22 protein-coding genes are annotated in these 23822 nt (G+C 54.8%); 12 read left to right on the forward strand and 10 right to left on the reverse strand.

All coding sequences use genetic code 11. The annotated features are described in order from the left end of the window. Positions 1-19: 19 nt before the first annotated feature. The 6 genes from fabY to QRN24_RS09450 all read right to left on the reverse strand — a co-directional run bounded on the left by fabY (position 20) and on the right by QRN24_RS09450 (position 4768). Positions 20-961 carry a fatty acid biosynthesis protein FabY gene (fabY, locus tag QRN24_RS09425; RefSeq protein ID WP_020883976.1) on the reverse strand — a complete coding sequence of 314 codons (942 nt, stop codon included), beginning with the start codon at positions 959-961 and terminating at the stop codon, positions 20-22. Positions 962-1005: 44 nt separating this feature from the next. Continuing rightward, positions 1006-1443 (reverse strand): D-aminoacyl-tRNA deacylase, encoded by a 438-nt coding sequence (gene dtd, locus QRN24_RS09430; protein ID WP_284942652.1) that lies wholly within the window; start codon positions 1441-1443, stop codon positions 1006-1008. Continuing rightward, complete coding sequence (locus tag QRN24_RS09435; RefSeq protein WP_014172237.1) at positions 1440-2321, reverse strand: virulence factor BrkB family protein; 882 nt, start codon at positions 2319-2321, stop codon at positions 1440-1442. Before QRN24_RS09435 ends, dtd begins: the two co-directional genes overlap by 4 nt. Next, positions 2315-2914 carry a glucose-1-phosphatase gene (gene yihX / locus QRN24_RS09440; protein ID WP_014172238.1) on the reverse strand — a complete coding sequence of 200 codons (600 nt, stop codon included), beginning with the start codon at positions 2912-2914 and terminating at the stop codon, positions 2315-2317. The genes QRN24_RS09435 and yihX overlap by 7 nt, the downstream gene beginning before the upstream one ends. Before the next feature lie 122 nt (positions 2915-3036). After that, positions 3037-3837: a DeoR/GlpR family DNA-binding transcription regulator gene (locus tag QRN24_RS09445; protein WP_032679260.1), complete on the reverse strand. Its 801-nt coding sequence runs from the start codon at positions 3835-3837 to the stop codon at positions 3037-3039. Between the two features lie 34 nt (positions 3838-3871). Further along, the gene (locus tag QRN24_RS09450; protein WP_086533036.1) at positions 3872-4768 is read right to left on the reverse strand and encodes a sugar kinase; all 897 of its coding nucleotides are present in this window, start codon (positions 4766-4768) and stop codon (positions 3872-3874) included. A gap of 155 nt (positions 4769-4923) precedes the next feature. Here QRN24_RS09450 and yihU point away from each other — a divergent pair, with 155 nt between their 5' ends. From yihU to ompL, 7 genes are all read left to right on the forward strand, one after another. Further along, on the forward strand, positions 4924-5814 hold the full coding sequence (gene yihU / locus QRN24_RS09455) for a sulfolactaldehyde 3-reductase (protein WP_284942653.1): 891 nt from the start codon (positions 4924-4926) through the stop codon (positions 5812-5814). Between the two features lie 17 nt (positions 5815-5831). Further along, positions 5832-6707, forward strand: coding sequence for a sulfofructosephosphate aldolase (gene yihT / locus QRN24_RS09460; RefSeq protein WP_284942654.1), 876 nt, complete (start codon positions 5832-5834; stop codon positions 6705-6707). Positions 6708-6721: 14 nt separating this feature from the next. Continuing rightward, positions 6722-7963 carry a sulfoquinovose isomerase gene (yihS, locus tag QRN24_RS09465; RefSeq protein WP_059306256.1) on the forward strand — a complete coding sequence of 414 codons (1242 nt, stop codon included), beginning with the start codon at positions 6722-6724 and terminating at the stop codon, positions 7961-7963. A 16-nt stretch (positions 7964-7979) separates the two neighbouring features. Further along, positions 7980-10004, forward strand: coding sequence for an alpha-glucosidase (locus tag QRN24_RS09470; protein WP_020883981.1), 2025 nt, complete (start codon positions 7980-7982; stop codon positions 10002-10004). Between the two features lie 45 nt (positions 10005-10049). Continuing rightward, the gene (locus tag QRN24_RS09475; RefSeq protein ID WP_014172245.1) at positions 10050-11432 is read left to right on the forward strand and encodes an MFS transporter; all 1383 of its coding nucleotides are present in this window, start codon (positions 10050-10052) and stop codon (positions 11430-11432) included. A 43-nt stretch (positions 11433-11475) separates the two neighbouring features. Next, positions 11476-12900 (forward strand): MFS transporter, encoded by a 1425-nt coding sequence (locus tag QRN24_RS09480; RefSeq protein WP_284942655.1) that lies wholly within the window; start codon positions 11476-11478, stop codon positions 12898-12900. Positions 12901-12974: 74 nt separating this feature from the next. Beyond that, positions 12975-13661, forward strand: a complete 687-nt coding sequence (gene ompL / locus QRN24_RS09485) for a porin OmpL (protein ID WP_284942656.1) — start codon at positions 12975-12977, stop codon at positions 13659-13661. Between the two features lie 83 nt (positions 13662-13744). Here ompL and typA read toward each other — a convergent pair whose 3' ends face one another. After that, entirely contained in the window at positions 13745-15568 is a 1824-nt protein-coding gene (gene typA, locus QRN24_RS09490) for a ribosome-dependent GTPase TypA (RefSeq protein WP_014172248.1), read from the reverse strand. A 387-nt stretch (positions 15569-15955) separates the two neighbouring features. Here typA and glnA point away from each other — a divergent pair, with 387 nt between their 5' ends. The 4 genes from glnA (at position 15956) to QRN24_RS09510 (ending at position 20245) form a co-directional block, all read left to right on the forward strand. Further along, positions 15956-17365 carry a glutamate--ammonia ligase gene (gene glnA / locus QRN24_RS09495; RefSeq protein ID WP_014172249.1) on the forward strand — a complete coding sequence of 470 codons (1410 nt, stop codon included), beginning with the start codon at positions 15956-15958 and terminating at the stop codon, positions 17363-17365. Positions 17366-17550: 185 nt separating this feature from the next. Next, positions 17551-18600, forward strand: a complete 1050-nt coding sequence (gene glnL / locus QRN24_RS09500) for a nitrogen regulation protein NR(II) (RefSeq protein WP_014172250.1) — start codon at positions 17551-17553, stop codon at positions 18598-18600. A gap of 11 nt (positions 18601-18611) precedes the next feature. Next, positions 18612-20024, forward strand: coding sequence for a nitrogen regulation protein NR(I) (gene glnG, locus QRN24_RS09505; protein WP_020883985.1), 1413 nt, complete (start codon positions 18612-18614; stop codon positions 20022-20024). A 110-nt stretch (positions 20025-20134) separates the two neighbouring features. After that, positions 20135-20245 carry a YshB family small membrane protein gene (locus QRN24_RS09510; protein WP_032670298.1) on the forward strand — a complete coding sequence of 37 codons (111 nt, stop codon included), beginning with the start codon at positions 20135-20137 and terminating at the stop codon, positions 20243-20245. Positions 20246-20309: 64 nt separating this feature from the next. Here QRN24_RS09510 and hemN read toward each other — a convergent pair whose 3' ends face one another. Further along, complete coding sequence (hemN, locus tag QRN24_RS09515; RefSeq protein WP_032680057.1) at positions 20310-21683, reverse strand: oxygen-independent coproporphyrinogen III oxidase; 1374 nt, start codon at positions 21681-21683, stop codon at positions 20310-20312. A 188-nt stretch (positions 21684-21871) separates the two neighbouring features. Further along, positions 21872-22387, reverse strand: coding sequence for a Der GTPase-activating protein YihI (yihI, locus tag QRN24_RS09520; protein WP_014172254.1), 516 nt, complete (start codon positions 22385-22387; stop codon positions 21872-21874). A gap of 578 nt (positions 22388-22965) precedes the next feature. Between yihI and yihA the strand changes: the two genes are divergently transcribed. Further along, positions 22966-23595, forward strand: a complete 630-nt coding sequence (gene yihA, locus QRN24_RS09525) for a ribosome biogenesis GTP-binding protein YihA/YsxC (protein ID WP_014172255.1) — start codon at positions 22966-22968, stop codon at positions 23593-23595. A gap of 98 nt (positions 23596-23693) precedes the next feature. Here yihA and spfP read toward each other — a convergent pair whose 3' ends face one another. Continuing rightward, the gene (spfP, locus tag QRN24_RS22830; RefSeq protein ID WP_071892919.1) at positions 23694-23741 is read right to left on the reverse strand and encodes a small protein SpfP; all 48 of its coding nucleotides are present in this window, start codon (positions 23739-23741) and stop codon (positions 23694-23696) included. Between the last annotated feature and the right edge of the window lie 81 nt (positions 23742-23822).

Below are 23822 nucleotides of genomic sequence, written 5' to 3' on the forward strand. Positions count from 1 at the left end.
CATGCCGGGACGCCGGAGCCTACTCTTCTTCGTTTCCACCCTCTTCAAACGCGCCAAACGGCTTCGCAGGAAGAACGATGTAGGTACCTTCAAAGACGGCACCCGGCGTTTCATCGCCGAACAGCTCAACGCGCATCTGTACGCGCGCTTTACGCCCGCGCGCCAGGCGGTCGAGATCGCCCCCAAGTGCGCCAAGATCGGCAACGGCGCTCGGCTTACCACTGATCGGCGCGCTGTAACGAATATGGGCATCGGCCAGAATAATGGTGCCGCCAAGATGGCGTTCGCGGAGCATCAGCCAGATAAGCCCCCAGCCGGTCAGCGTGGCGAGTGAAAACAGGCTGCCGGCAAACAGGGTGTGATGGGGGTTCTGATTGCCGATTTCCGGCATGGTGGTAATGAATTTTTGCCCGGTGTACTGCTGAATACGCACGCCCATTTTTTCACTCAGGGGAATGTGCTGATACCAGGCCTGCTGGAGCTGCCCACACCAGTCGGCGCGATGGAGAATATCGTCCAGCGTAGCGATGGGTTTGATCATCAAAAAGTGACGAATCGGCGTGGTTTGCGGGGCGGTGATTTCCCCCTGGTTAACAAAACCGAGTTTGGCGAAGAATTCGACGGCGTCTTCGCGGGCGCTACAGGTGACGCGCTTAACCCCTTCCTGACGGGCGACAGACTCAAGGGTCATCGCCATCAAGGTGCCGAGGCCTTTATCCTGCACGGAAGGATGAACCGCCATAAAGCGGATTGAAGCTTCGTTATCGGCATTGATGTACAAACGCCCGACGGCGACGAGGTTACCCTCTTCGTCCATCACCATCTGGTGATGGGCCATCGCATCCCAGGCGTCGCGCTCAGACCCTTTTGGCTGATGTAATGGCTTGCGTAACATTTCCCAGCGGAACTGGTAATAGGCTTCTAACTCTTCTTCCGTTTGCGGTACTCGAAGGTGATACATAGCTGTACTCTCTCTTGTTACCCGCGGCCACGCCGCCAGTTGGCTCATACCTGGAGCCAGAATGTGACGGGGCCATCGTTCACCAGCGATACCTGCATATCTGCAGCGAATCGTCCGGTTTGCGTATTTATGTCCTGTTGACGACAACGTGCTACAAAGTACTCGTAAAGGGCTTCTGCACGATCCGGTGCGGCACCTTTAGAGAAACCCGGGCGCATGCCGCGCTCGGTATCGGCCGCCAGCGTAAACTGGGAGACCACCAGCACGCTGCCACCCGCCTGCTGAACGTTCAGGTTCATCTTACCTTCCGCATCGCTGAAAATGCGGTAGCCCAGCACGCGCTCGCACAAGCGGTTGGCTTTCTGTTCGTCATCATCCTTTTCGACACCTAACAACACTAAAAGTCCTGGGCCAATTTCACCCGTCACCTCTCCCTCCACGGTGACGCTGGCACGGGTTACGCGCTGTATCAATGCAATCATGGTTGGTCTGCTTCTTGTTGTTTTTCAGCTTCTGCTGCTTTTTTAAGTTCGCGGTATACGCCGAGAGTGACAGTTATTTCGGCACCAAGCAAGACGATACACCAGGTCCAGTAGACCCAGACAAATAAAATGGGGATCACCGCCAGCACGCCGTAAATCAGCTGATAAGACGGGAACATGGTGATGTAAAGGGCAAACCCTTTTTTGCCCAGTTCAAAGAGCAATGCCGCGACCAGCGCGCCCACGACCGCATCGCGGTTAGGCACGCGCGTGGTCGGTACCACGCTGTACAGCAGCCAGAAAGAGAGCCACGATAAAATCAGCGGGAAGATACGCAACAGGTTATCGATAACGCCGTTGAGATCGCTGGCCCAGCGCAGCGAAAGCAGATACGAACTGATAGCCAGACTCGCACCGGCCAGCAAGGGCCCCAGCGTTAAGATCATCCAGTACACCGCAAAGGAATAAACCTTGGGCCGCGCCTTTTTACTCCGCCAGATGGCATTCAGCGCGTTATCTATGGCGTACATCAATAACAACGCCGTGACGATCAGGCCACACGCCCCGACCGCCGTCATTTTGCTGGAGTTAGCGACAAACTGTTCAATGTAGTTCTGTATGACGTCCCCGGTGGCGGGAATAAAATTCGCAAAGACAAAGTGGCGAAGCTGCAGGCTGACATCTGCAAACATCGGAAAAGCGGAAAATAGCGCAAAAATGACGGCCACCAGCGGCACTAGCGAGAGCAATGATACGTAGGCGAGGTTACCCGCCAGCGTGGTCATGTTGTCCTCATCAATGCGATGCCAGAGCAGTTTCAGCCACGCCCTGAGCGGACGAGTATGATGCGTGGCTTTTTGATGAACGGTTTTTAGCATAACTGCTTCGCAAAATAGTTTGGTATCGTCTCCTTTCCGGTCACCAGAATTGACGTGATACCCAACTGGTTAGCTCCCTCTATATTATCGGCATTGTCGTCGAAAAAGACCGCATCGGCCGCGGTGAATCCTTCCGCCTGCAGAACCGCCTGATAGATACGCGCTTCGGGTTTACGCATCCCCATCTCCTGGGAGAGGTAGATTTTATCGGCCGCCGCCTGCACCTCAGGATACTCGTCAGGCCAGAACGTGGTATGCAGACGGTTAGTATTCGACAGCACCACAACCCGATGCCCCTGCTCGCGGAGTTTATGCATAATGGCGATCACGTCCGGGCGGATCGCGACGAACACTGCCTGCCAGCCATGGGAAAACTGCTCGTAACTTAACGGCACATCCATTTCATGACACAGACGTTCAGCAAATTCTTCATCGCTAATTTCGCCGCGCTCGTGCTGATGGAAGGTCTCGCCCATGGCGAAACTCTGCTTTAACGTCGCCAGCGGGACACGGCTAAAGTCGCTCCATGCGCCCAGCACCCGATTAAAATCGATATCGACGATTACATTTCCTAAGTCAAAGATATAAAGCATTTTTTATCTCCTGCTCGCCGTGGAAAAGTAACTGTAGCGGGAAAGATAAGGTTTGGCTATGCGCCAGATTCAGCTTACAGAAAGGAAAGGCCCGAGCCTGAATATCGGGCCATTAAGAAGGGTTAGCCTGCCTGCTGTTCGTCGCCTGAATTCACCTCAACGACTTCTACCTTGCTGGATTTGAGATGATTGTGCAGCGCAGATCCCGGTAGCTCATCGGTGAAGAGCGCGGTTGCCTGCGACACGTTACCAATTTCAACGGCAGCAGAGGCGTGGTATTTCGTATGATCGGCCGCCAGTAAAATATGTCGCGCGTGGGCCATCATGGTTTTCACCACGCTGGCTTCATTAACGTCAAACTCCATCATCGCACCGTCGTGTTCAATTGCTCCGACGCTGGTCACCAGGTAATCGGCACGGAAGCCTGACACGAACGCCGTCGCTGCAGGCCCGATAATGCCTCCGTTATGCGGACGCAGCGTACCGCCAGGCACCATCACTTCAAAGCGCGGGTTCTTATACAGAATATGCGCCACCCGCAGGCTATTGGTGATGATGCGCAGATGATTATGGTTGAGCAGCGCCCGGGCAACGTGTTCCACCGTCGTCCCGATAGTAATGAAGATGGTTGAACCATCGGGAATGTAGTCGGCAATCGCTTCGGCAATGGCCCGCTTCTCTTCGGTCAAGGAGACTTCACGTTGCTCAAACGCGGTGTTCACCACGCTGGATGCCCTGCCCGCGCCGCCATGATGACGCGTGATCAGCCCCTGCTCACTCAGCTTGCGGATATCCCGGCGCACGGTTTGCGTTGAGACGTCCAGCAGTTGCGCCAGTTCATCAATGTTCATATAGCCGCGGTCAGCAATCAACGTAAGCAGTTGATCGTGCCGCGGGTTGCCGGTCAGTTCGGTAAGGCTCATGGGCTGTCCTCTGAAAACCATCACGCCCCGCATTTTATACAAAAAGTGACAAAAAAGAGCGGGTTTGATCACAGTCAGGTATACCCGCCCGTCCTCCGGGCCGGGTACATTTCAGTGCCGCAACCGCACTCGCGAAACGTACCGCGTCTGGTGACGCCCCCTGCTGCGCCAGACTCACCGCCAGCGCGCCGTGAAAGACGTCCCCTGCACCAGTGGTATCCACCACGTCGACCGCAAATCCCGGCTGATGACGAAGCGCGCCCTGCTCCAGCCAGTAACACCCTTCACGCCCTTGCGTGACGTAGACATGTCCATTTGTGAGCGTTTGTGCTTTTCTCAGCGCGTTTTCCGTGTCGTCCAGCTGGCTTAAACGCCGCAAACCCGGCGCGGAGAAGGCCGCGTGATCGCTTAAGGCAACCAGCTCAGCAATATCCTGCGGGGTGACATCGGCATCAAGCAGCGTGCTGACGCCCTGCTGGCGGGCAAGGGTGAACGCCTGTTTAGCCCCTTCGTGCCAGCGCACGTCGGCTAATACGATATCCCATTGCGAAAAATCGATATCCTGCAGCCATGCCGCCGTAGCCGGGAGATCGGGGCTGGGGTAGTTAGCAATGACACGCTCCCCGTGGCCATCCACCAGCACGGCCGATTGCGATGAACGGGCTCCTTTCACCCTCCGCGTATAGCGCGTGTTTACCCCCAGGGACTCCAGCTCCGCGAGCAGTCTTCTGCCGGTATCGTCATCACCCACCCGGCCAATAAAGTCCACCTCAGCCCCCAGTTTCGCTGCCGCCACCGCCGCAGTCGCCGCAGGACCGCCGCCCACCTCCGTATAGTCTTTTGCGACATATTTGCCACCTTCTTTCGGTAAATCATCGAGATACCAGATGCGATCCAGCACGGTAATGCCGACACAAACGATGCGAGTCATGGTGATTCCTTCTGCGTTTTCTGATGCTCTCATTTTAATTTCACGAAATGTTTAAAAAGTGACCCCTGTCAATTTTTTGACTATAAATTACAAATACGATCAAAAACAGACAACACAAACGCTCAATAATTGACACGATGTGACAGGAGAGAAGCATGTCAGCAATTGCCTTTATCGGGTTAGGACAGATGGGTGCGCCCATGGCAACGAATCTGCTTAAACAGGGCCACCAGCTTCACGTTTTTGATGTAAACCCGCAGGCGATACAGGCTCTGGTGGCGCGTGGAGCCCGGGCTGCAGCCACGCCTGCACAGGCAGTAAAGGAGGCCGAATTTGTCATCACCATGCTGCCAAACGGAGACCTGGTTCGCACAGTATTGTTTGGTGAGCAGGGCGTCTGCGAAGGGTTATCCCGCGAAGCGCTGGTCATTGATATGTCCACCATTCACCCGCTACAGACCGATGCCCTGATCCGCGACATGGCTGAACGTGGTTTCAGCATGATGGATGTGCCTGTCGGACGCACATCGGACCATGCCGTCGCCGGAACATTACTCCTTCTGGCTGGCGGCACCGCGCAGCAGGTTGAACGAGCCACGCCGGTGTTGATGGCGATGGGCAATGAACTGATAAACGCAGGTGGGCCAGGCATGGGTATCCGCGTGAAGCTTATTAACAACTACATGAGCATTACCCTGAACGCGCTGTCCGCTGAAGCCGCCGTGCTGTGTGAAGCCCTCGGCCTCTCTTTCGATGTGGCGCTCAGCGTCATGAGCGGTACGCCAGCAGGCAAAGGCCACTTCACCACCTCATGGCCTAACAAGGTGCTCAAAGGCGATCTTACACCGGCCTTTATGATCGACCTCGCGCATAAAGATCTGGGGATCGCGCTGGACGTGGCAAACCAGCTCCACGTCCCGATGCCGCTGGGCGCCGCCTCCCGTGAAGTCTACAACCAGGCGCGGGCCGCCGGACGCGGGCGCGAAGACTGGACAGCCATTCTTGAACAGGTTCGCGCATCCGCCGGGCTGAAAAAAACACACTGATACGAAAGGACTGAGGAATGACGATGTACACCCTGAAAGATATCACCCGACCTTCCGGCGGTTTTGCAATGCTGGCCGTTGACCAGCGCGAAGCGATGCGCCTGATGTTTGCTGCGGCGGGCGCTCCGGTGCCGGTCACCGATCGGCATCTCACCGACTTTAAGGTCAACGCGGCCAAAATTCTGTCGCCGTATGCCTCCGCCATTCTTGTCGATCAGCAGTTTTGCTACCAGCAGATCGTTGAGCAACAGGCCGTTGCCAAAAGCTGCGCGATGATTGTGGCAGCAGACGAATTTATTCCGGGGAACGGGATCCCCGTTGACAGCGTCGTCATCGATAAAAACGTTGATGCTCAGGCGGTCAGGCGCGATGGCGGCAAAGCGCTGAAGCTACTGGTGCTATGGCGTAGCGACGAAGATCCGCAGCAGCGTCTGGAGATGGTGAAGGCGTTCAATCAGCTGTGCCATGACAATGGACTGCTTAGCATTATTGAGCCGGTAGTCCGCCCGCCGCGTCGCGGCGCGACGTTTAATCGTGAACAGGCCATTATCGACGCGGCAAAAGAGCTGGGAGACAGCGGAGCTGATCTCTACAAAGTGGAGATGCCCCTGTTCGGCAAAGGCTCTCAGCAGGAATTGCTGACTGCCTCGCAAAAACTGAACGAGAACATCGCCATGCCGTGGGTGATCCTCTCATCCGGCGTGGACGATAAGTTGTTCCCAAGGGCGGTGAGCGTTGCCATGCAGGCAGGCGCATCCGGCTTTTTAGCCGGCCGCGCCGTCTGGTCATCAGTGATTGGCCTGCCGGACACGGAACTGATGCTCCGTGATATTTCTGTGCCGAAACTGCAGCGTTTGAGTGAGATCGTCGACGAAATGATGGCTCGCCGTTAAGAAAGGACCCGAACATGAAATGGTTTAACACCCTGAGCCATAACCGCTGGCTTGAACAAGAGACTGACCGCATTCTCGATTTCGGTAAAAACGCCGCCGTGCCGACCGGCTTTGGCTGGCTGGGCAATAACGGTCAGGTGCGCAGCGATATGGGCACGCATCTGTGGATCACCGCCCGTATGCTGCACGTTTATGCCGTGGCGGCAAACATGGGGCGTCCCGGCGCATATGCCCTGGTGGAGCATGGCATCAACGCCCTGAATGGTCCGCTGCGTGACCGGCAATATGGCGGCTGGTACGCCTGTATTAACGATGAAGGCGTTATGGATGCCTCCAAGCAGGGCTATCAGCACTTCTTTGTTTTGCTGGGCGCGGCCAGCGCCGTCACCACGGGCCATCCACAGGCTCGCAAGTTACTGGACGATGCCATCGAGGTGATTGAGCGTTATTTCTGGAGCGAACAGGAACAGATGTGCCTGGAATCCTGGGATGAGGCCTTCAGCAAAACCGAAGAGTACCGTGGCGGCAACGCCAATATGCACGCTGTCGAAGCCTTCCTGATTGTGTATGACGTGACGCATGACCGTAAATGGCTCGACCGCGCCCTGCGCATTGCTTCGGTGATCATTCACGACGTGGCACGTAAGGGCGAGTACCGGGTTAATGAGCATTTCGATACGCAATGGAACCCCATCCGCGATTACAACATTGATAACCCCGCTCACCGTTTTCGCGCCTACGGCGGTACGCCAGGCCACTGGATCGAGTGGGGCCGCCTGATGCTGCACCTGCGCGCTGCGCTGGAAGCGCGTTTTGAAACACCCCCCGCATGGCTGCTGGAAGATGCAAAAGGCTTGTTCCACGCCACAATCCGCGACGCCTGGGCACCCGATGGTGCCGACGGTTTTGTCTATTCCGTTGGCTGGGATGGTAAACCCATCGTTCGCGAGCGCGTGCGCTGGCCGATTGTCGAAGCGATGGGAACGGCCTATGCGCTCTATACCGTCACCGGCGAGGCGCAGTACGAAGCCTGGTATCAGAAATGGTGGGATTACTGCATCAAATACCTGATCGACTACGAGAACGGTTCATGGTGGCAGGAGCTGGATATCCATAACGAAGTGACCACCAAAGTCTGGGACGGCAAGCAGGATATTTATCATCTGCTGCATTGCCTGGTGATCCCTCGCTTACCGCTGGCGCCAGGGTTAGCCCCGGCCGTTGCCGCCGGATTACTGGATAGCCAGGCCAAATAATAAAAACGGAGATCTTATGCGTACCCTACACAATATTATTCTTAAAAGCAGTGAACATGGTTTCACCCTGAGCTGGCAGGATCGTCTGATTCTGTCCCACACCGCCGACACCCCGTGCCTGTGGATCGGCGCAGGTGAAGCCGATATCGAGATGTTTCGCGGCAACTTCAGCATCAAAGACAAACTCAACGAAAAAATTGCCCTGACCGAGGCCACCGTCGCACCGCAAAATGCGGGCTGGGCGATTCGCTTTACCCGGGGTGACGCCGTCAGCGCCACGCTACTGGTGGGTGTGGATGCCGAAGGACGCCTGGAGCTGAAACTCAAAAATGATGCCACCTGCCATAACCGCATCTGGCTGCGGCTGGCGGCCCAGCCCGAGGATCATATCTATGGTTGCGGAGAGCAGTTCTCCTACTTCGACCTGCGCGGCAAGCCCTTCCCGTTGTGGACCAGCGAGCAGGGCGTGGGCCGTAATAAGCAGACCTACGTCACCTGGCAGGCAGACTGCAAAGAGAACGCGGGCGGCGATTACTACTGGACCTTCTTCCCGCAACCCACCTTTGTGAGTACCCAGAAGTACTACTGCCACGTGGATAACAGCTGTTATATGAATTTCGACTTCAGCGCGCCGGGGTTCCACGAGCTGGCCTTCTGGGAGGATAACGCCACGCTGCGCTTCGAATGTGCGCAAACGTATGTCGATCTGCTGGAAAAACTGACCGGGTTGCTGGGCCGTCAGCCCGAACTGCCGGACTGGGTTTACGACGGGGTAACGCTGGGCGTTCAGGGTGGCACCGACGTGTGCCAGCAAAAGCTCGACACTATGCGCAACGGCGGTGTGAAGGTGAACGGTATCTGGGCGCAGGACTGGTCCGGCATCCGGATGACCTCCTTTGGCAAACGCGTGATGTGGAACTGGAAGTGGAACAGCGATCTGTATCCGCAGCTGGATACACGTATCCCGCAGTGGAAGCAGGAAGGCGTGCAGTTCCTCTCCTATATCAACCCTTACGTGGCCAGCGACAGAGACCTCTGTGAAGAGGCGGCGAAACGCGGTTATCTGACCAAAAACGCCGACGGGCAGGACTATCACGTCGAGTTCGGCGAGTTCTACGCGGGCGTTATCGACCTGACGAATCCGGAAGCCTACGACTGGTACAAAGAGGTCATCAAAAAGAACCTGATAGCGCTGGGCTGTGGCGGCTGGATGGCTGATTTTGGTGAATATTTGCCGACTGATACCTTCCTGCACAACGGCGTGAGCGCGGAAATCATGCACAACGCCTGGCCTGCGCTATGGGCGAAATGTAACTACGAGGCGCTGGAAGAGACCGGCAAGCTCGGCGAGATCCTGTTCTTTATGCGCGCGGGTTATACCGGCAGCCAGAAACACTCGGTGATGATGTGGGCCGGCGATCAGAACGTCGACTGGAGCCTGGACGACGGTCTGGCGTCAGTGGTTCCTGCGGCACTCTCACTGGCAATGACCGGGCACGGGCTGCATCACAGCGACATCGGCGGTTATACCACGCTGTTTGAGATGAAACGCAGCAAAGAGCTGCTGCTGCGCTGGTGCGACTTCAGCGCCTTCACACCGATGATGCGTACCCACGAGGGCAACCGCCCTGGCGATAACTGGCAGTTTGATGGCGACGGCGAAACCATCGCCCACTTTGCGCGTATGACGACCGTCTTCACTACCCTGAAGCCCTACATCAAAGCCGCCGTTGCGCAGAATGCGAAAAGCGGCCTGCCGGTGATGCGCCCGCTGTTCCTGCATTACGAAAACGATGCGCGCAGCTACACGCTGAAATACCAGTATCTGTTTGGCCGCGATCTGCTGGTGGCACCGGTCCATGAAGAAGGCCGTCGCGACTGGACGCTCTATTTGCCTGAGGACACCTGGGTGAATGCCTGGACGGGTGAAACGCATGAGGGCGGTGACATCACCGTTGACGCTCCGCTCGGCAAACCGCCGGTGTTTTATCGCCAGCAAAGCGAATGGGCAGACCTGTTTAGCACCTTACGTCATATCTGATAAGGCTCGCCCGCAGGGAAACCTGCGGGCAGATGGAGAACAATAATGCGTCAACACGCTTCCGATCCGGCAACGCTACGCCTGCCGTTTAAAGAGAAACTCGCCTACGGGATGGGCGATCTCGGCTCTAACATCCTTCTGGATATCGGCACGTTGTATCTGCTGAAGTTCTACACCGACGTTCTTGGCCTGCCTGGTACCTACGGCGGGATCATCTTCCTGATTGCCAAGTTCTTCACCGCCTTCACCGATATGGGCACGGGTATCATGCTCGATTCCCGACGCAAGATCGGTCCTAAGGGCAAATTCCGCCCCTTCGTGCTGTATGCGGCGTTCCCGGTGACGTTACTGGCCATCGCAAACTTTGTCGGCACGCCGTTTGAAATCACCGGCAAAACGGTGATGGCGACCGTGCTGTTCATGCTTTACGGCCTGTTCTTCAGCATGATGAACTGCTCCTACGGTGCGATGGTGCCGGCCATTACCAAAAACCCGGACGAGCGCGCTTCGCTGGCCGCCTGGCGTCAGGGCGGCGCCACGCTTGGCCTGCTGCTCTGTACCGTCGGGTTTGTGCCGGTAATGAACCTGATTGAAGGCAATGACCAGCTTGGGTATATCTTTGCCGCGACCCTCTTCTCGCTGTTCGGGCTGTTCTTTATGTGGTGGTGCTATAAAGGCGTGACCGAGCGTTACGTTGAGATGCAGCCCGCCAATCCAGCCCAGAAGCCCGGCCTGCTGCAGTCGTTTCGCGCCATCGCCGGTAACCGACCGTTGTTTATTCTCTGCATCGCCAACCTGTGCACGCTGGGGGCCTTTAACGTCAAGCTCGCCATTCAGGTTTATTACACGCAGTACGTGCTGAACGACCCTATTCTGTTGTCCTACATGGGCTTTTTCAGCATGGGCTGCATTTTTATCGGCGTCTTTATGATGCCCGGCGCGGTGCGTCGCTTCGGCAAGAAAAAGGTCTATATCAGCGGGCTGCTGATTTGGGTGGCAGGCGACCTGCTCAACTACTTCTTTGGCGGTGGTTCGGTGAGCTTTGTGGCGTTCTCCTGTCTGGCCTTCTTCGGCTCAGCCTTCGTGAACAGCCTCAACTGGGCGCTGGTGTCCGATACCGTGGAGTACGGCGAGTGGCGTACCGGCGTGCGATCCGAAGGGACGGTCTATACCGGCTTTACCTTCTTCCGGAAGGTCTCACAGGCGCTGGCCGGCTTCTTCCCCGGCATCATGCTCACGCAAATCGGCTATGTGCCAAACGTGGTGCAATCCGCCGGAACGGTTGAAGGGCTGCGGCAGCTGATATTTATCTACCCCAGTCTGCTGGCCATCATCACCATCGTGGCGATGGGCTGTTTCTACAACCTCAACGAGAAGATGTATGTGCGCATCGTGGAAGAAATTGAACTGCGCAAACGTACAGCATAACTGACTTGAGAGAGCGCCCTGCGGGGCGCTGTGAGGATCGACCATGACACACAAGAGTGATCCGTTAACCCTGAAGCTGAGCCTGCGCGAAAAGTGCGCCTACGGGATGGGCGATTTTGGCTCTAACCTGATGCTCTGTATTGGCACGCTGTATCTGCTGAAGTTTTATACTGATGAACTGGGCATGCCCGCTTTTTATGGCGGCATTATTTTCCTGGTGGCGAAGTTCTTTACCGCATTCACCGACATGCTGACCGGTGTGTTGCTGGATTCGCGGCGTAACATCGGTGCCAGAGGCAAATTCAGGCCGTTTATTCTTTATGCCTCGGTGCCGGTTGCCCTGGTGGCCACGGCGCAGTTTGTGGCCACCGATTTTAGCCTGACGGTGAAAACCGCTATTGCCACCCTGCTCTTCATGATGTTTGGCCTCTGTTATAGCCTGATGAACTGCTCTTATGGCGCGATGGTTCCCGCCATCACTAAAAATCCGAACGAGCGGGCGCAGCTTGCGGCCTGGCGTCAGGGTGGCGCAACGGTTGGGTTGTTGCTCTGCACCGTGGGGTTTATGCCAATCCAGGCGCTGTTTGTTAGCCAGCCCTCTCTCGGCTATCTGGTGGCCGCACTGGTGTTCGTCACCGGCGGTCTGTTCTGCATGTGGTGGTGCTACAGCGGTGTGAAAGAGCGCTATGTGGAGGTCACGCCCGATCATCATAAGCCTGGCATCCTGAAATCCTTCTGTGCCATTTTCCGCAACCCGCCGTTGCTGGTGTTGTGTATCGCCAATCTCTGCACCCTCGCCGCGTTTAATATCAAACTGGCGATTCAGGTCTACTACACCCAGTACGTGCTAAACGATCTGCATCTGCTGTCGTGGATGGGTTTTTTCAGTATGGGCTGCATTCTGGTTGGCGTGTTTCTGGTGCCGGGTGCGGTTAAGCGCTTCGGCAAGAAGCCGGTCTACCTTGGCGGGCTGACGCTGTGGGCCGTGGGCGACGTAATGAACTTCCTCTGGGGAACCAGCTCCCTGCTCTTTGTGCTCTTTTCCTGCATGGCCTTTTTCGGTACGGCATTCGTAAACAGCCTCAACTGGGCGCTGGTGCCCGATACCGTGGATTATGGCGAGTGGAAAACAGGCATTCGCGCCGAAGGGTCGGTTTATACCGGTTATACCTTCTCGCGCAAAATCTCCGCCGCCCTCGCCGGTTTCCTGCCGGGCATTATGTTGACGCAGATTGGCTACATTCCACACGCCGTGCAGAGTGCGGGCACGCTACTGGGGCTCCGTCAGCTAATTTTTCTCTGGCCGTGCGGCCTGGCGATCGTTGCCGCGATAACCATGGGACTCCTTTATAAACTCAATGAAGCACGCTTCGCCTTTATTATTGAGGAGATTGGAAAACGAAAAAAACAACCCGCAAAACCCCCTGAGTTAACCACCAACAATAAAGCGTCAGCAGTCACTTTATAACAATAAATCCGGCCCTGATTCCCTTCCTGTGTAACAGGAGGGGGGCCTTTCTGTACCTCATACATGGACTGATTATGAAAAGAATCGTTACTGCACTGGTTGTGTCGTCTGTGTCCTGCTCGGCAGTTGCCGGCGCCTATGTCGAAATGCGCGAAGCCTATAATACGGCCTCTGAACTGCACGAAGTGATCCTGCGTGCTGGCTATAACTTCGATAAGGGCGCGGGGCTGATGTTCACTAACGCCTATAACGTGGGCAAATGGGACGAGCTTAAGCACAGCTATAACGAAATTGAAGGGTGGTATCCGCTTTTTAAACCGACCGATAAACTCACCTTTCAGCCTGGCGGTTTACTGAATGACAGCAGCGCCGGGTCCGGAGGCGCTATCTATCTGGATACCAATTATAAATTTCTCGACTGGTTTAATCTGACCTTCCGCTATCGCTATAACCACAACAATTACGATACGCCGGACTACAACGGCCAGATGGATAAAAACGACACTCACGAATTCGCTAACTACTGGAATTTCAAGGTCACGGATGCGTTTTTCTATACCTTTGAACCGCATTTTTTCCAGCGCGTGAACGATTACCACAGCAAAAATGGCAAAGACCATCACTGGGAAATCACCCACAAATTTAGCTATAAAATCGATAAAAACTGGCTGCCCTATCTCGAGCTTCAGTGGCTGGACAGATGGAATGATTACAACCGCGAGCAGTACCGTATCCGCCTGGGGTTAAGGTATTCGTTCTGATAATAAAAAAAGCCGCTGATCGCTCAGCGGCTTTTTACGTGCCGGGTGGCGCATGCGCTTACCCGGCCTACGGATTGACCGTATTACTCTTCTTTCGCACCGCGCATTGCACGTTTACGATCGTTCTCGGTCAGGTGACGTTTACGGATACGGATAGACAGTGGGGTCACTTCTACCAGTTCGTCGTCATCGATGAACTCCAGAGCTTGCTCCAGGGTCATCTTGATCGGTGGAACCAGAACCGTTGCTTCGTCAGTACCGGACGCACGCATGTTGGTCAGTTTCTTACCGGTCAGGCAGTTTACAGTCAGGTCGTTAGAACGACTGTGAATACCGATGATCTGGCCTTCATAAACTTCAGCACCGTGACCCAGGAACAGCTTACCGCGATCCTGCAGACCGAACAGCGCAAACGCAACCGCTTTACCCTGACCGTTGGAGATCAGAACGCCGTTGTTACGCTGACCAACTTCACCCGGACGCACGTCGTCGTAGTGGCTGAAGGTGGAGTACAGCAGACCGGTACCGGACGTCATGGTCATGAACTCTGAACGGAAACCGATCAGACCACGGCTTGGGATCACGTAGTCGAGACGTACGCGGCCTTTGCCATCTGGATTCATGTTTTTCAGGTCGCCTTTACGCTCACCCAGAGCCTGCATAACAGAACCCTGATGCTGCTCTTCAACGTCCAGCGTTACGTTCTCGAACGGCTCTTGTTTACGGCCGTCGATTTCGCGGAAGATAACTTTCGGACGGGAAACCGCCATTTCGAAACCTTCACGACGCATGTTTTCGATCAGAACAGACAGGTGCAGCTCACCACGACCAGAAACGCGGAATGCGTCAGCATCCTGAGTTTCTTCAACGCGCAGCGCAACGTTGTGCACCAGCTCTTTGTTCAGGCGGTCAAGGATCTGACGAGAGGTAACGAATTTACCTTCTTTGCCACAGAACGGAGAGGTGTTGACGTTGAAGAACATGGTTACCGTTGGTTCATCAACGGACAGGGCTGGCAGCGCTTCCACATTCTGCGGGTCGCAGATGGTGTCAGAGATGTTCAGCTCGCCCAGACCGGTAATCGCGATGATGTCGCCCGCTTCAGCCAGTTCGCTGTCGATACGCTCCAGACCCAGGTGAGTCAGCACTTTGCCCACTTTACCGTTACGGGTTTTGCCTTCGCTATCGATGATAGTAACCTGCTGGTTCGGCTTCACTTTACCGCGTTTGATGCGGCCGATACCGATAACGCCAACGTAGTTGTTGTAGTCCAGCTGGGAGATCTGCATCTGCAGCGGACCATCAAGATCAACATCCGGAGCCGGTACGTGATCGACAATCGCCTGATACAGCGGAGTCATGTCTTCCGCCATATTTTCGTGATCCAGACCCGCGATACCATTCAGCGCCGAAGCGTAAATGATAGGGAAGTCCAGCTGCTCGTCGGTCGCGTCGAGGTTAACGAACAGGTCGAACACCTGATCAACAACCCAGTCAGGACGCGCGCCCGGACGGTCAACCTTGTTGATAACAACAATAGGTTTCAGGCCATGGGCAAATGCTTTTTTGGTCACGAAGCGCGTTTGCGGCATTGGGCCGTCAAATGCGTCAACTACCAGCAGCACGGAATCCACCATGGACATCACGCGCTCAACTTCACCACCGAAGTCGGCGTGCCCTGGGGTATCAACGATGTTGATACGGTAGTCATTCCATTTGATAGCGGTGTTTTTCGCGAGGATAGTAATCCCACGCTCTTTCTCCAAATCGTTGGAGTCCATCACACGCTCTTGAGTTTCGGCACGAGCATCAAACGTACCGGACTGCTGCAGCAGCTTATCAACCAGGGTGGTTTTACCATGGTCGACGTGCGCGATGATGGCGATGTTACGCAAATTTTCGATCACAACTTTGCCTCAGGCATTAGAAATAGCGCGTTATTGTACACGGATTAATCGCACTACAAAACAGGATCACAAACATCCCCCGCAAACAAGTATTGCAGAGATGCTTTGTGATCGCTTTCACGGAGCGTAAAAAGGGCACTTTAACGAAAATTGCACCAATATGGTGCTCAGTGTTCACACTGAAGCACTATACTGGTGCAACTTAACCATTGTGGTGCAGCACTTTTGCACTATGGTGCGCATGATAACGCCTTTTTGGGGTGTTTTAAAAGTTGGCACAGATTTCGCTTTATAAAAATACGGCAAAAAAATGGCACACAGCCAGCCCAAGACAGAAATTGAAGACCTCGTTACCACGACGACAATGACCAATCTGGAGAGTTAAGTATGTCCGCTGAACACGTTTTGACGATGCTGAACGAACATGAAGTGAAGTTTGTTGATCTGCGCTTCACCGATACCAAAGGTAAAGAACAGCACGTCACTATTCCTGCTCATCAGGTAAACGCCGAATTCTTTGAAGAAGGCAAAATGTTTGACGGCTCCTCCATTGGCGGCTGGAAAGGTATCAACGAATCTGACATGGTTCTGATGCCTGACGCTTCCACTGCGGTCATTGATCCGTTCTTCGAAGAACCAACCCTGATCATCCGTTGCGACATCCTCGAGCCAGGCACACTGCAGGGCTACGACCGCGACCCACGCTCCATCGCGAAACGCGCTGAAGAGTACCTGCGTTCAACCGGTATCGCAGACACCGTACTGTTCGGGCCAGAACCAGAATTCTTCCTGTTTGATGACATCCGTTTCGGTGCCTCTATTTCTGGCTCCCACGTTGCCATCGACGATATCGAAGGTGCATGGAACTCCTCCACCAAATACGAAGGTGGTAACAAAGGTCACCGTCCTGGCGTTAAAGGCGGTTACTTCCCGGTTCCTCCGGTCGACTCCGCTCAGGACATCCGTTCCACCATGTGTCTGGTGATGGAAGAGATGGGCCTGGTGGTTGAAGCTCACCACCACGAAGTGGCGACTGCAGGTCAGAACGAAGTGGCAACCCGCTTCAACACCATGACCAAAAAAGCAGACGAAATTCAGATCTACAAATACGTTGTGCACAACGTTGCGCACCGTTTCGGTAAAACCGCGACCTTCATGCCAAAACCAATGTTCGGCGATAACGGTTCCGGTATGCACTGCCACATGTCTCTGTCCAAGAACGGAACCAACCTGTTCTCTGGTGACAAATATGCCGGTCTGTCTGAGCAGGCTCTGTATTACATTGGCGGCGTAATCAAACACGCTAAAGCGATCAACGCCCTGGCGAACCCAACCACTAACTCCTACAAGCGTCTGGTCCCAGGCTACGAAGCACCGGTAATGCTGGCGTACTCTGCCCGTAACCGTTCTGCTTCTATCCGTATCCCGGTGGTGGCGTCTCCTAAAGCTCGTCGTATCGAAGTTCGCTTCCCGGATCCAGCTGCTAACCCATACCTGTGCTTCGCAGCACTGCTGATGGCGGGTCTGGACGGTATCAAGAACAAGATCCACCCAGGCGAAGCCATGGACAAAAACCTGTACGACCTGCCGCCAGAAGAAGCGAAAGAGATCCCACAGGTTGCAGGCTCTCTGGAAGAAGCCCTGCAGGCGCTGGACGCAGACCGCGAGTTCCTGACTGCGGGTGGCGTGTTCACTGACGACGCTATCGATGCTTACATCGCCCTGCGTACTGAAGAGAACGACCGTGTGCGTATGACGCCACACCCGGTTGAGTTCGAACTGTACTACAGCGTTTAAGTTTCAATGAGTTTCGCGCGCCCTTTTACGCGCGATCTCACAAGCTTTTATTTGTTGCCGTGGAAACTTTCAGCCCATCTCCGGATGGGCTTTTTTCTCCACCAACAAACTGATCTCACGCGCTTTTTACGACGAAAAAGCTATACTGCACTAAATTAGTGCAACCAACTCCAGGAGACTGCTGAATGGCAACTGGCACGCTGCCCGATGCTGGGCAGATCCTCAATTCTTTGATTAACAGTATTTTGCTGGTCGACGACGAGCTGGCCGTACATTATGCCAACCCGGCGGCGCAGCAGCTGCTCGCCCAGAGTTCACGCAAACTGTTTGGCACCCCGCTTCCGGAATTATTGAGCTATTTCTCGCTGAATATTGGCCTGATGCAGGAAAGTCTGCAGGCCGGTCAGGGCTTTACCGATAACGAAGTCACGCTGGTGATCGACGGGCGCTCACATATTTTATCGCTTACCGCACAACGGCTTCCTGAAGGGCTGATCCTGCTTGAAATGGCGCCGATGGATAATCAGCGCCGCCTGAGCCAGGAACAACTTCAGCATGCCCAGCAAATTGCCGCCCGTGACCTGGTGCGAGGCCTGGCGCATGAAATCAAGAACCCGCTGGGTGGCTTACGCGGTGCGGCACAACTCCTGACCAAAGCGCTGCCCGACCCTGCGCTGGCGGAGTACACCAACGTCATCATTGAGCAGGCAGACCGCCTGCGTAACCTGGTTGACCGTCTGCTCGGGCCGCAACAGCCCGGCATGCATGTCTCAGAAAGTATTCATAAAGTGGCTGAGCGGGTTGTGAAACTCGTCTCAATGGAGCTGCCGGAGAACGTCACGCTGGTCCGTGATTACGACCCAAGCCTGCCGGAACTGGCGCACGACCCGGATCAGATTGAGCAGGTCTTGCTGAATATTGTGCGTAATGCCCTGCAGGCGCTGGGGCCGGAAGGGGGCGAAATTATTTTGCGCACCCGCACCGCGTTCCAGCTCACACTGCACGGCGTGCGCTATCGTCTGGCTGCTCGCATCGACGTTGAGGACAACGGGCCGGGTATTCCGTCGCATCTTCAGGACACCCTGTTCTACCCGATGGTCAGCGGTCGCGAAGGCGGTACCGGCCTGGGGTTATCCATTGCCCGTAGTTTGATCGATCAACACTCTGGAAAAATTGAATTTACCAGTTGGCCGGGACATACCGAGTTTTCGGTTTTCCTGCCGATTAAAAAATAAAGGTGACGTTTATGCAACGAGGGATAGTCTGGGTAGTCGATGACGATAGCTCCATCCGTTGGGTGCTTGAACGCGCGCTCACAGGGGCAGGATTAAGCTGCACGACGTTTGAGAGCGGCAGCGAAGTGCTCGACGCACTCACCACCAAAACGCCGGATGTGCTGCTTTCGGATATTCGCATGCCGGGAATGGACGGGCTGGCGCTTTTAAAGCAGATCAAACAACGCCATCCTATGCTTCCGGTCATCATAATGACGGCGCATTCCGACCTGGACGCCGCGGTGAGCGCCTATCAGCAAGGGGCGTTCGATTACCTGCCCAAACCGTTTGATATTGACGAAGCGGTCGCCCTGGTTGAGCGCGCGATCAGCCACTATCAGGAGCAGCAGCAGCCTCGTCACACGCCTGACTTCGGGCCCACGACGGACATCATTGGCGAAGCGCCGGCCATGCAGGATGTGTTTCGTATCATTGGCCGTCTGTCACGCTCGTCCATCAGCGTACTGATTAACGGTGAATCGGGAACCGGTAAAGAGCTGGTAGCGCATGCCTTACATCGCCACAGCCCGCGGGCAAAAGCACCGTTTATCGCCCTGAATATGGCCGCCATCCCAAAGGATTTAATTGAATCCGAACTGTTTGGCCATGAGAAAGGGGCTTTTACCGGCGCGAATACCATTCGCCAGGGTCGCTTCGAGCAGGCTGACGGTGGAACACTCTTTCTGGATGAAATCGGCGATATGCCGCTGGATGTCCAGACCCGTCTGCTGCGCGTGTTGGCCGACGGACAGTTTTATCGCGTAGGTGGCTATGCGCCGGTGAAGGTCGATGTACGCATTATTGCCGCGACGCACCAGAATCTGGAGCAGCGCGTCCAGGAAGGTAAATTCCGTGAGGATTTATTCCATCGCCTGAACGTGATCCGCGTTCATTTGCCACCGCTACGTGAACGCCGTGAAGATATTCCCCGCCTGGCGCGTCATTTTCTGCAGGTCGCTGCCCGTGAGCTGGGCGTGGAAGCCAAGCAGTTGCACCCGGAAACCGATGCCGCCCTCACCCGCCTGGCGTGGCCGGGCAACGTGCGTCAGCTGGAAAACACCTGTCGCTGGTTGACCGTAATGGCCGCCGGACAGGAAGTCCTGATTCAGGATTTACCGGCTGAACTGTTTGAAGCGACTGCGCCAGAAAGCAGCACCGGACATGCATTGCCGGACAGCTGGGCGACGCTACTGGCACAGTGGGCCGATCGCGCGCTGCGTTCCGGTCATCAAAACTTGCTGTCTGAAGCCCAGCCCGAGATGGAGCGCACGCTGTTGACCACCGCACTCCGCCATACACAGGGCCATAAGCAGGAAGCGGCACGCCTGCTGGGATGGGGACGTAATACCCTGACGCGTAAGCTGAAAGAGCTTGGCATGGAGTGATCTTTACCCTTGTGTAAAGGTTATTAATTGAGCGCAAATTGCTGCTATTTTGCGCTTTACTGTATCAATGATTTTTGTATGATCGTGCCCGGAAAGTGAGGGTGATCATCATGCTGGAAACATTAGTGAATATGCTCTCAAGTGGAGCAGCTGAAAGCCACACGCCACAAACAGCCGTTGCTGCTGTGCTGTGCGCGGCGCTGGTTGGGCTGTTTAGCTAGAGAGTCGCTAACAAAAAAGCCGGGTAGCGGCTTCGCCTTACCCGGCCAAATATGTTGGCACGTCTTAAATGACGCGTGAGAACTGCTGCAGACGCGCTTTCTGACGCAGATAGGCGTCGAAGCACATGCAGATATTACGAATCAACAGGCGCCCTTTGGGTGTCACGTCAATTGCACGTTCTGAAACATCCACCAGCCCATCTTTTGCCAGAGGCGCTAACAGCTTCAGGTCATCAGCAAAGTAATCGCTGAAATGCAGTTCCCACTGCGTTTCCACCTCGCTGAAATCAAGACGGAAGTTACAGATGAGCGCCTTAATCACATCACGACGGATGCAGTCATCGCGCGTTAATGCGATACCGCGCCACAGAGCGTTGCCCGCGTCATCTACCTGCTGATAGTAAAGCTTCAGCTCTTTCTGGTTCTGCGCGTAGCAGTCCCCGATCATGCTGATGGCGGAGACGCCCATCCCCAGCAAATCGGTGTCGCCCTGGGTGGTGTAGCCCTGGAAATTTCGGTGCAGTACGCCTTCGCGCTGGGCAATAGCCAGCTCGTCATCCGGACGAGCAAAGTGATCCATGCCGATGAACTGATAACCGGCTTCGGTCAGCGAGGCGATAGTTTCCTGCAGAATATCCAGCTTCTGTTGGGCAGAAGGCAGGTCAGCATCTTTGATTTTGCGCTGAGCGGCAAACAGCGTCGGCAGATGCGCATAGTTAAAGACGCTCAGGCGGTCCGGGTTGAGTTCGGCCACGCGTTTCAGCGTGAAGGCGAAGCTCTCCGGCGTTTGCTTAGGCAGGCCGTAAATCAGGTCGATATTGGTCGACGTAAAGCCGATATCGCGGGCGTGGTTGAGTAAGGCAAAGATAAACTCTTCATCCTGCTCACGGTTCACCAGCCGCTGCACCTCTTTGTTGAAGTCCTGCACGCCCATGCTCAGGCGATTGAAACCTTCAGCGCGTAAGTGATCCAGTACATCCAGCTCAATTTCGCGCGGATCGACCTCGATCGAGATTTCAGCATCGTCGTTAAAACGGAAGTTGTTGCGCAGGAGCGTCATTAAACGGCTGATCTGCGCTTTATTCAGATACGTTGGCGTCCCCCCACCCCAGTGAAGCTGGCTGACGTGACGGCCGGCAAACAATGGGGCACGGTGCAGAATTTCCTGCTCCAGCGCATCCAGATACTGATCGGCTTTATGTTGCTGACGGGTAACGATTTTATTGCAGCCGCAGAAGTAGCAGAGCTTGTGGCAGAACGGAATATGGACATAGAGCGACAGCGGACGCTCAGGGTAGCGTGCGACAGCCTGCTGAAACGCCGCTTCGCCGAAACTATCGGAGAACTCCAGCGCGGTGGGGTATGACGTATAACGCGGCCCGGAATAGTTATATTTCTGGATTAGGGCCAAATCCCAGTCGATAGTTGGTACAGACATGCTCACTCCTTCCGTTGGTGTCGCGTTCGCATACGGCGGCCCGTTCTGGCCCCATCGCGGGCCATCACTCGGGTGCGCAGCCACTTCTGTCGCCGCGACAACCGCCGTAGTTTAACGAATAACCACACCAGATAACATATAACCGGAAGGGTTATTAGCAGGACTATCGTCCCTGCCGGATGCAAATGTTAGTTTCCACCCTTCAGAAGACGCATCATATCTTCCTGCTTTTCGTCTTCTTCTTCGTCTTCGTCATCGTCGTAAGACAGACCCAGCTTCTGCATCAGCTCATCAATGCGGTCCAGTTTGGCATCAACCCATGACTGCTCTTCGGCGGTCAGGGTTTCACCCTCTTCGAGACGTTCCAGCAGCGCGTCCAGGCGCTCATCGTTCTCCAGCAAATCCAGCTCAGCCTGCGGTGAAAGCATAGGTTTCTCGCTCTTTGGTTTGTGCTGCTTAGTGACCGGGGTGTCTGTCACGCCCAGTGGAACAGGTGTTTTACTGCCAATACGTGGGTCTTTCTGCTGCTTGTTTTTCGCAGAAGCGCCAGAAGCATCACCACCGTTTGCACGGCTACCCGCAGCATGACCGCGATGTTTTTTATCGCGTTTGCGATCGCGCGATTCCTGGTTCAGTTCTTCGCGCGTTTTGCGGTGTGCTTTTGCAGGGCGTTTGGCACCCGCAGCGGAGGTCGGTTTTTTCATGATGTTTTATCTTTAAGTCGTTTTCTTCAGTATAGAATTGCGGCGAAATCTAGCAGAAAGCAAGCAAAGAAAAAAGGCGACAGAGCAATCTGTCGCCTTTTTTCCTGACTCACAACCCTTAACGGGTCAGACATTCCGTGTTTGCCAACAACAAACCCTGTTTATCCCTTGGCTAATACCGTCCGTGATACGGTTCCGTTTCCTGTTAAAACGCCTCCAGGCGTTGGTCATCCTGACAATCCTGCGTCTTCGCCTCCTGGCGCTCCTGACCCTAATCCTTAAGTCTGTTTCCTGTTGGCTTCCTCGCCCTGACGCACACTTTACCCTGTTCAGTTAAACTGACAAGCAACGAAACGGCACAAAAACGGATTTTCAGATAATTACCCGAGAATAAGCTTATGATTTAAAACAATTTGGCTTTTTTAACGCCTGCGAATTCTCTGAAATCTCCCATAGTATTCATAGCCGATCTCTCACAACCGCCAGGGTTTTAACCTACAGGCACTGCGCAATCAAAAAAGTCTTTTGCCGGCATTCAGGTATAATCCCCCTCAGATTACGATTTTGGAGACGACCACGTGACTACCTGGAACTACCAACAGACGCATTTTGTCACCAGTGCGCCCGATATCCGCCACCTTCCTTCTGATACTGGCATTGAAGTGGCTTTTGCTGGCCGCTCTAACGCGGGGAAATCCAGCGCCCTGAATACGCTGACCAATCAGAAGAGCCTGGCGCGTACCTCAAAAACACCTGGCCGTACTCAGCTGATTAACCTGTTTGAAGTGGCAGAAGGCAAACGCCTTGTCGACTTACCGGGATATGGTTACGCGCAAGTACCGGAAGAGATGAAGATCAAATGGCAGCGTGCGCTGGGTGAATACCTGGAAAAACGCCAGTGCCTGAAAGGTCTGGTGGTGCTGATGGATATCCGCCATCCCCTGAAAGATCTTGATCAGCAGATGATCGACTGGGCTGTCTCAAGTGAGATAGCCGTGCTGGTACTGCTGACTAAAGCGGATAAACTGGCGAGCGGCGCGCGTAAAGCGCAGGTGAATATGGTTCGCGAAGCGGTGCTGGCTTTTAACGGCGACGTACAGGTGGAGCCGTTCTCCTCGCTGAAAAAGCAGGGTGTCGACAAGCTGCGTCAGAAGCTCGATAGCTGGTTCAACGAGCTGGAACCCGCGACGGAAGCGGAAGAAGAGTAATACTGAGCGCGGCGATGTCCGCGCTTTTTTTTGCCTGGATTTTTCTTTGCCGCAATAAAAAACGCCCCAGTCATTACTGACTGGGGCGGCTAAAATATTCAGCCAAATCCGATTACGTGAAGTAAAAGGTCTGAAAGATAGAACATCTTACCTCTGTACCCTACGCGAATAACTCTACCCCTTTTTTTGCTGTAGAAAAAGCACTTTTTGTAGTTTTTTTTCATTCT

Source organism: Enterobacter sp. MEB024 (assembly GCF_030209635.1).
In the GTDB taxonomy this organism is placed as follows: domain Bacteria; phylum Pseudomonadota; class Gammaproteobacteria; order Enterobacterales; family Enterobacteriaceae; genus Enterobacter; species Enterobacter ludwigii.

What these genes read in the sequence shown, in the direction of transcription:
- fabY (WP_020883976.1), bottom strand. Translation starts at nt 961, where the DNA reads ATGTATCACCTTCGAGTACCGCAAACGGAAGAAGAGTTAGAAGCCTAT.
- dtd (WP_284942652.1), bottom strand. Translation starts at nt 1,443, where the DNA reads ATGATTGCATTGATACAGCGCGTAACCCGTGCCAGCGTCACCGTGGAG.
- QRN24_RS09435 (WP_014172237.1), bottom strand. Translation starts at nt 2,321, where the DNA reads ATGCTAAAAACCGTTCATCAAAAAGCCACGCATCATACTCGTCCGCTC.
- yihX (WP_014172238.1), bottom strand. Translation starts at nt 2,914, where the DNA reads ATGCTTTATATCTTTGACTTAGGAAATGTAATCGTCGATATCGATTTT.
- QRN24_RS09445 (WP_032679260.1), bottom strand. Translation starts at nt 3,837, where the DNA reads ATGAGCCTTACCGAACTGACCGGCAACCCGCGGCACGATCAACTGCTT.
- QRN24_RS09450 (WP_086533036.1), bottom strand. Translation starts at nt 4,768, where the DNA reads ATGACTCGCATCGTTTGTGTCGGCATTACCGTGCTGGATCGCATCTGG.
- yihU (WP_284942653.1), top strand. Translation starts at nt 4,924, where the DNA reads ATGTCAGCAATTGCCTTTATCGGGTTAGGACAGATGGGTGCGCCCATG.
- yihT (WP_284942654.1), top strand. Translation starts at nt 5,832, where the DNA reads ATGACGATGTACACCCTGAAAGATATCACCCGACCTTCCGGCGGTTTT.
- yihS (WP_059306256.1), top strand. Translation starts at nt 6,722, where the DNA reads ATGAAATGGTTTAACACCCTGAGCCATAACCGCTGGCTTGAACAAGAG.
- QRN24_RS09470 (WP_020883981.1), top strand. Translation starts at nt 7,980, where the DNA reads ATGCGTACCCTACACAATATTATTCTTAAAAGCAGTGAACATGGTTTC.
- QRN24_RS09475 (WP_014172245.1), top strand. Translation starts at nt 10,050, where the DNA reads ATGCGTCAACACGCTTCCGATCCGGCAACGCTACGCCTGCCGTTTAAA.
- QRN24_RS09480 (WP_284942655.1), top strand. Translation starts at nt 11,476, where the DNA reads ATGACACACAAGAGTGATCCGTTAACCCTGAAGCTGAGCCTGCGCGAA.
- ompL (WP_284942656.1), top strand. Translation starts at nt 12,975, where the DNA reads ATGAAAAGAATCGTTACTGCACTGGTTGTGTCGTCTGTGTCCTGCTCG.
- glnA (WP_014172249.1), top strand. Translation starts at nt 15,956, where the DNA reads ATGTCCGCTGAACACGTTTTGACGATGCTGAACGAACATGAAGTGAAG.
- glnL (WP_014172250.1), top strand. Translation starts at nt 17,551, where the DNA reads ATGGCAACTGGCACGCTGCCCGATGCTGGGCAGATCCTCAATTCTTTG.
- glnG (WP_020883985.1), top strand. Translation starts at nt 18,612, where the DNA reads ATGCAACGAGGGATAGTCTGGGTAGTCGATGACGATAGCTCCATCCGT.
- QRN24_RS09510 (WP_032670298.1), top strand. Translation starts at nt 20,135, where the DNA reads ATGCTGGAAACATTAGTGAATATGCTCTCAAGTGGAGCAGCTGAAAGC.
- hemN (WP_032680057.1), bottom strand. Translation starts at nt 21,683, where the DNA reads ATGTCTGTACCAACTATCGACTGGGATTTGGCCCTAATCCAGAAATAT.
- yihI (WP_014172254.1), bottom strand. Translation starts at nt 22,387, where the DNA reads ATGAAAAAACCGACCTCCGCTGCGGGTGCCAAACGCCCTGCAAAAGCA.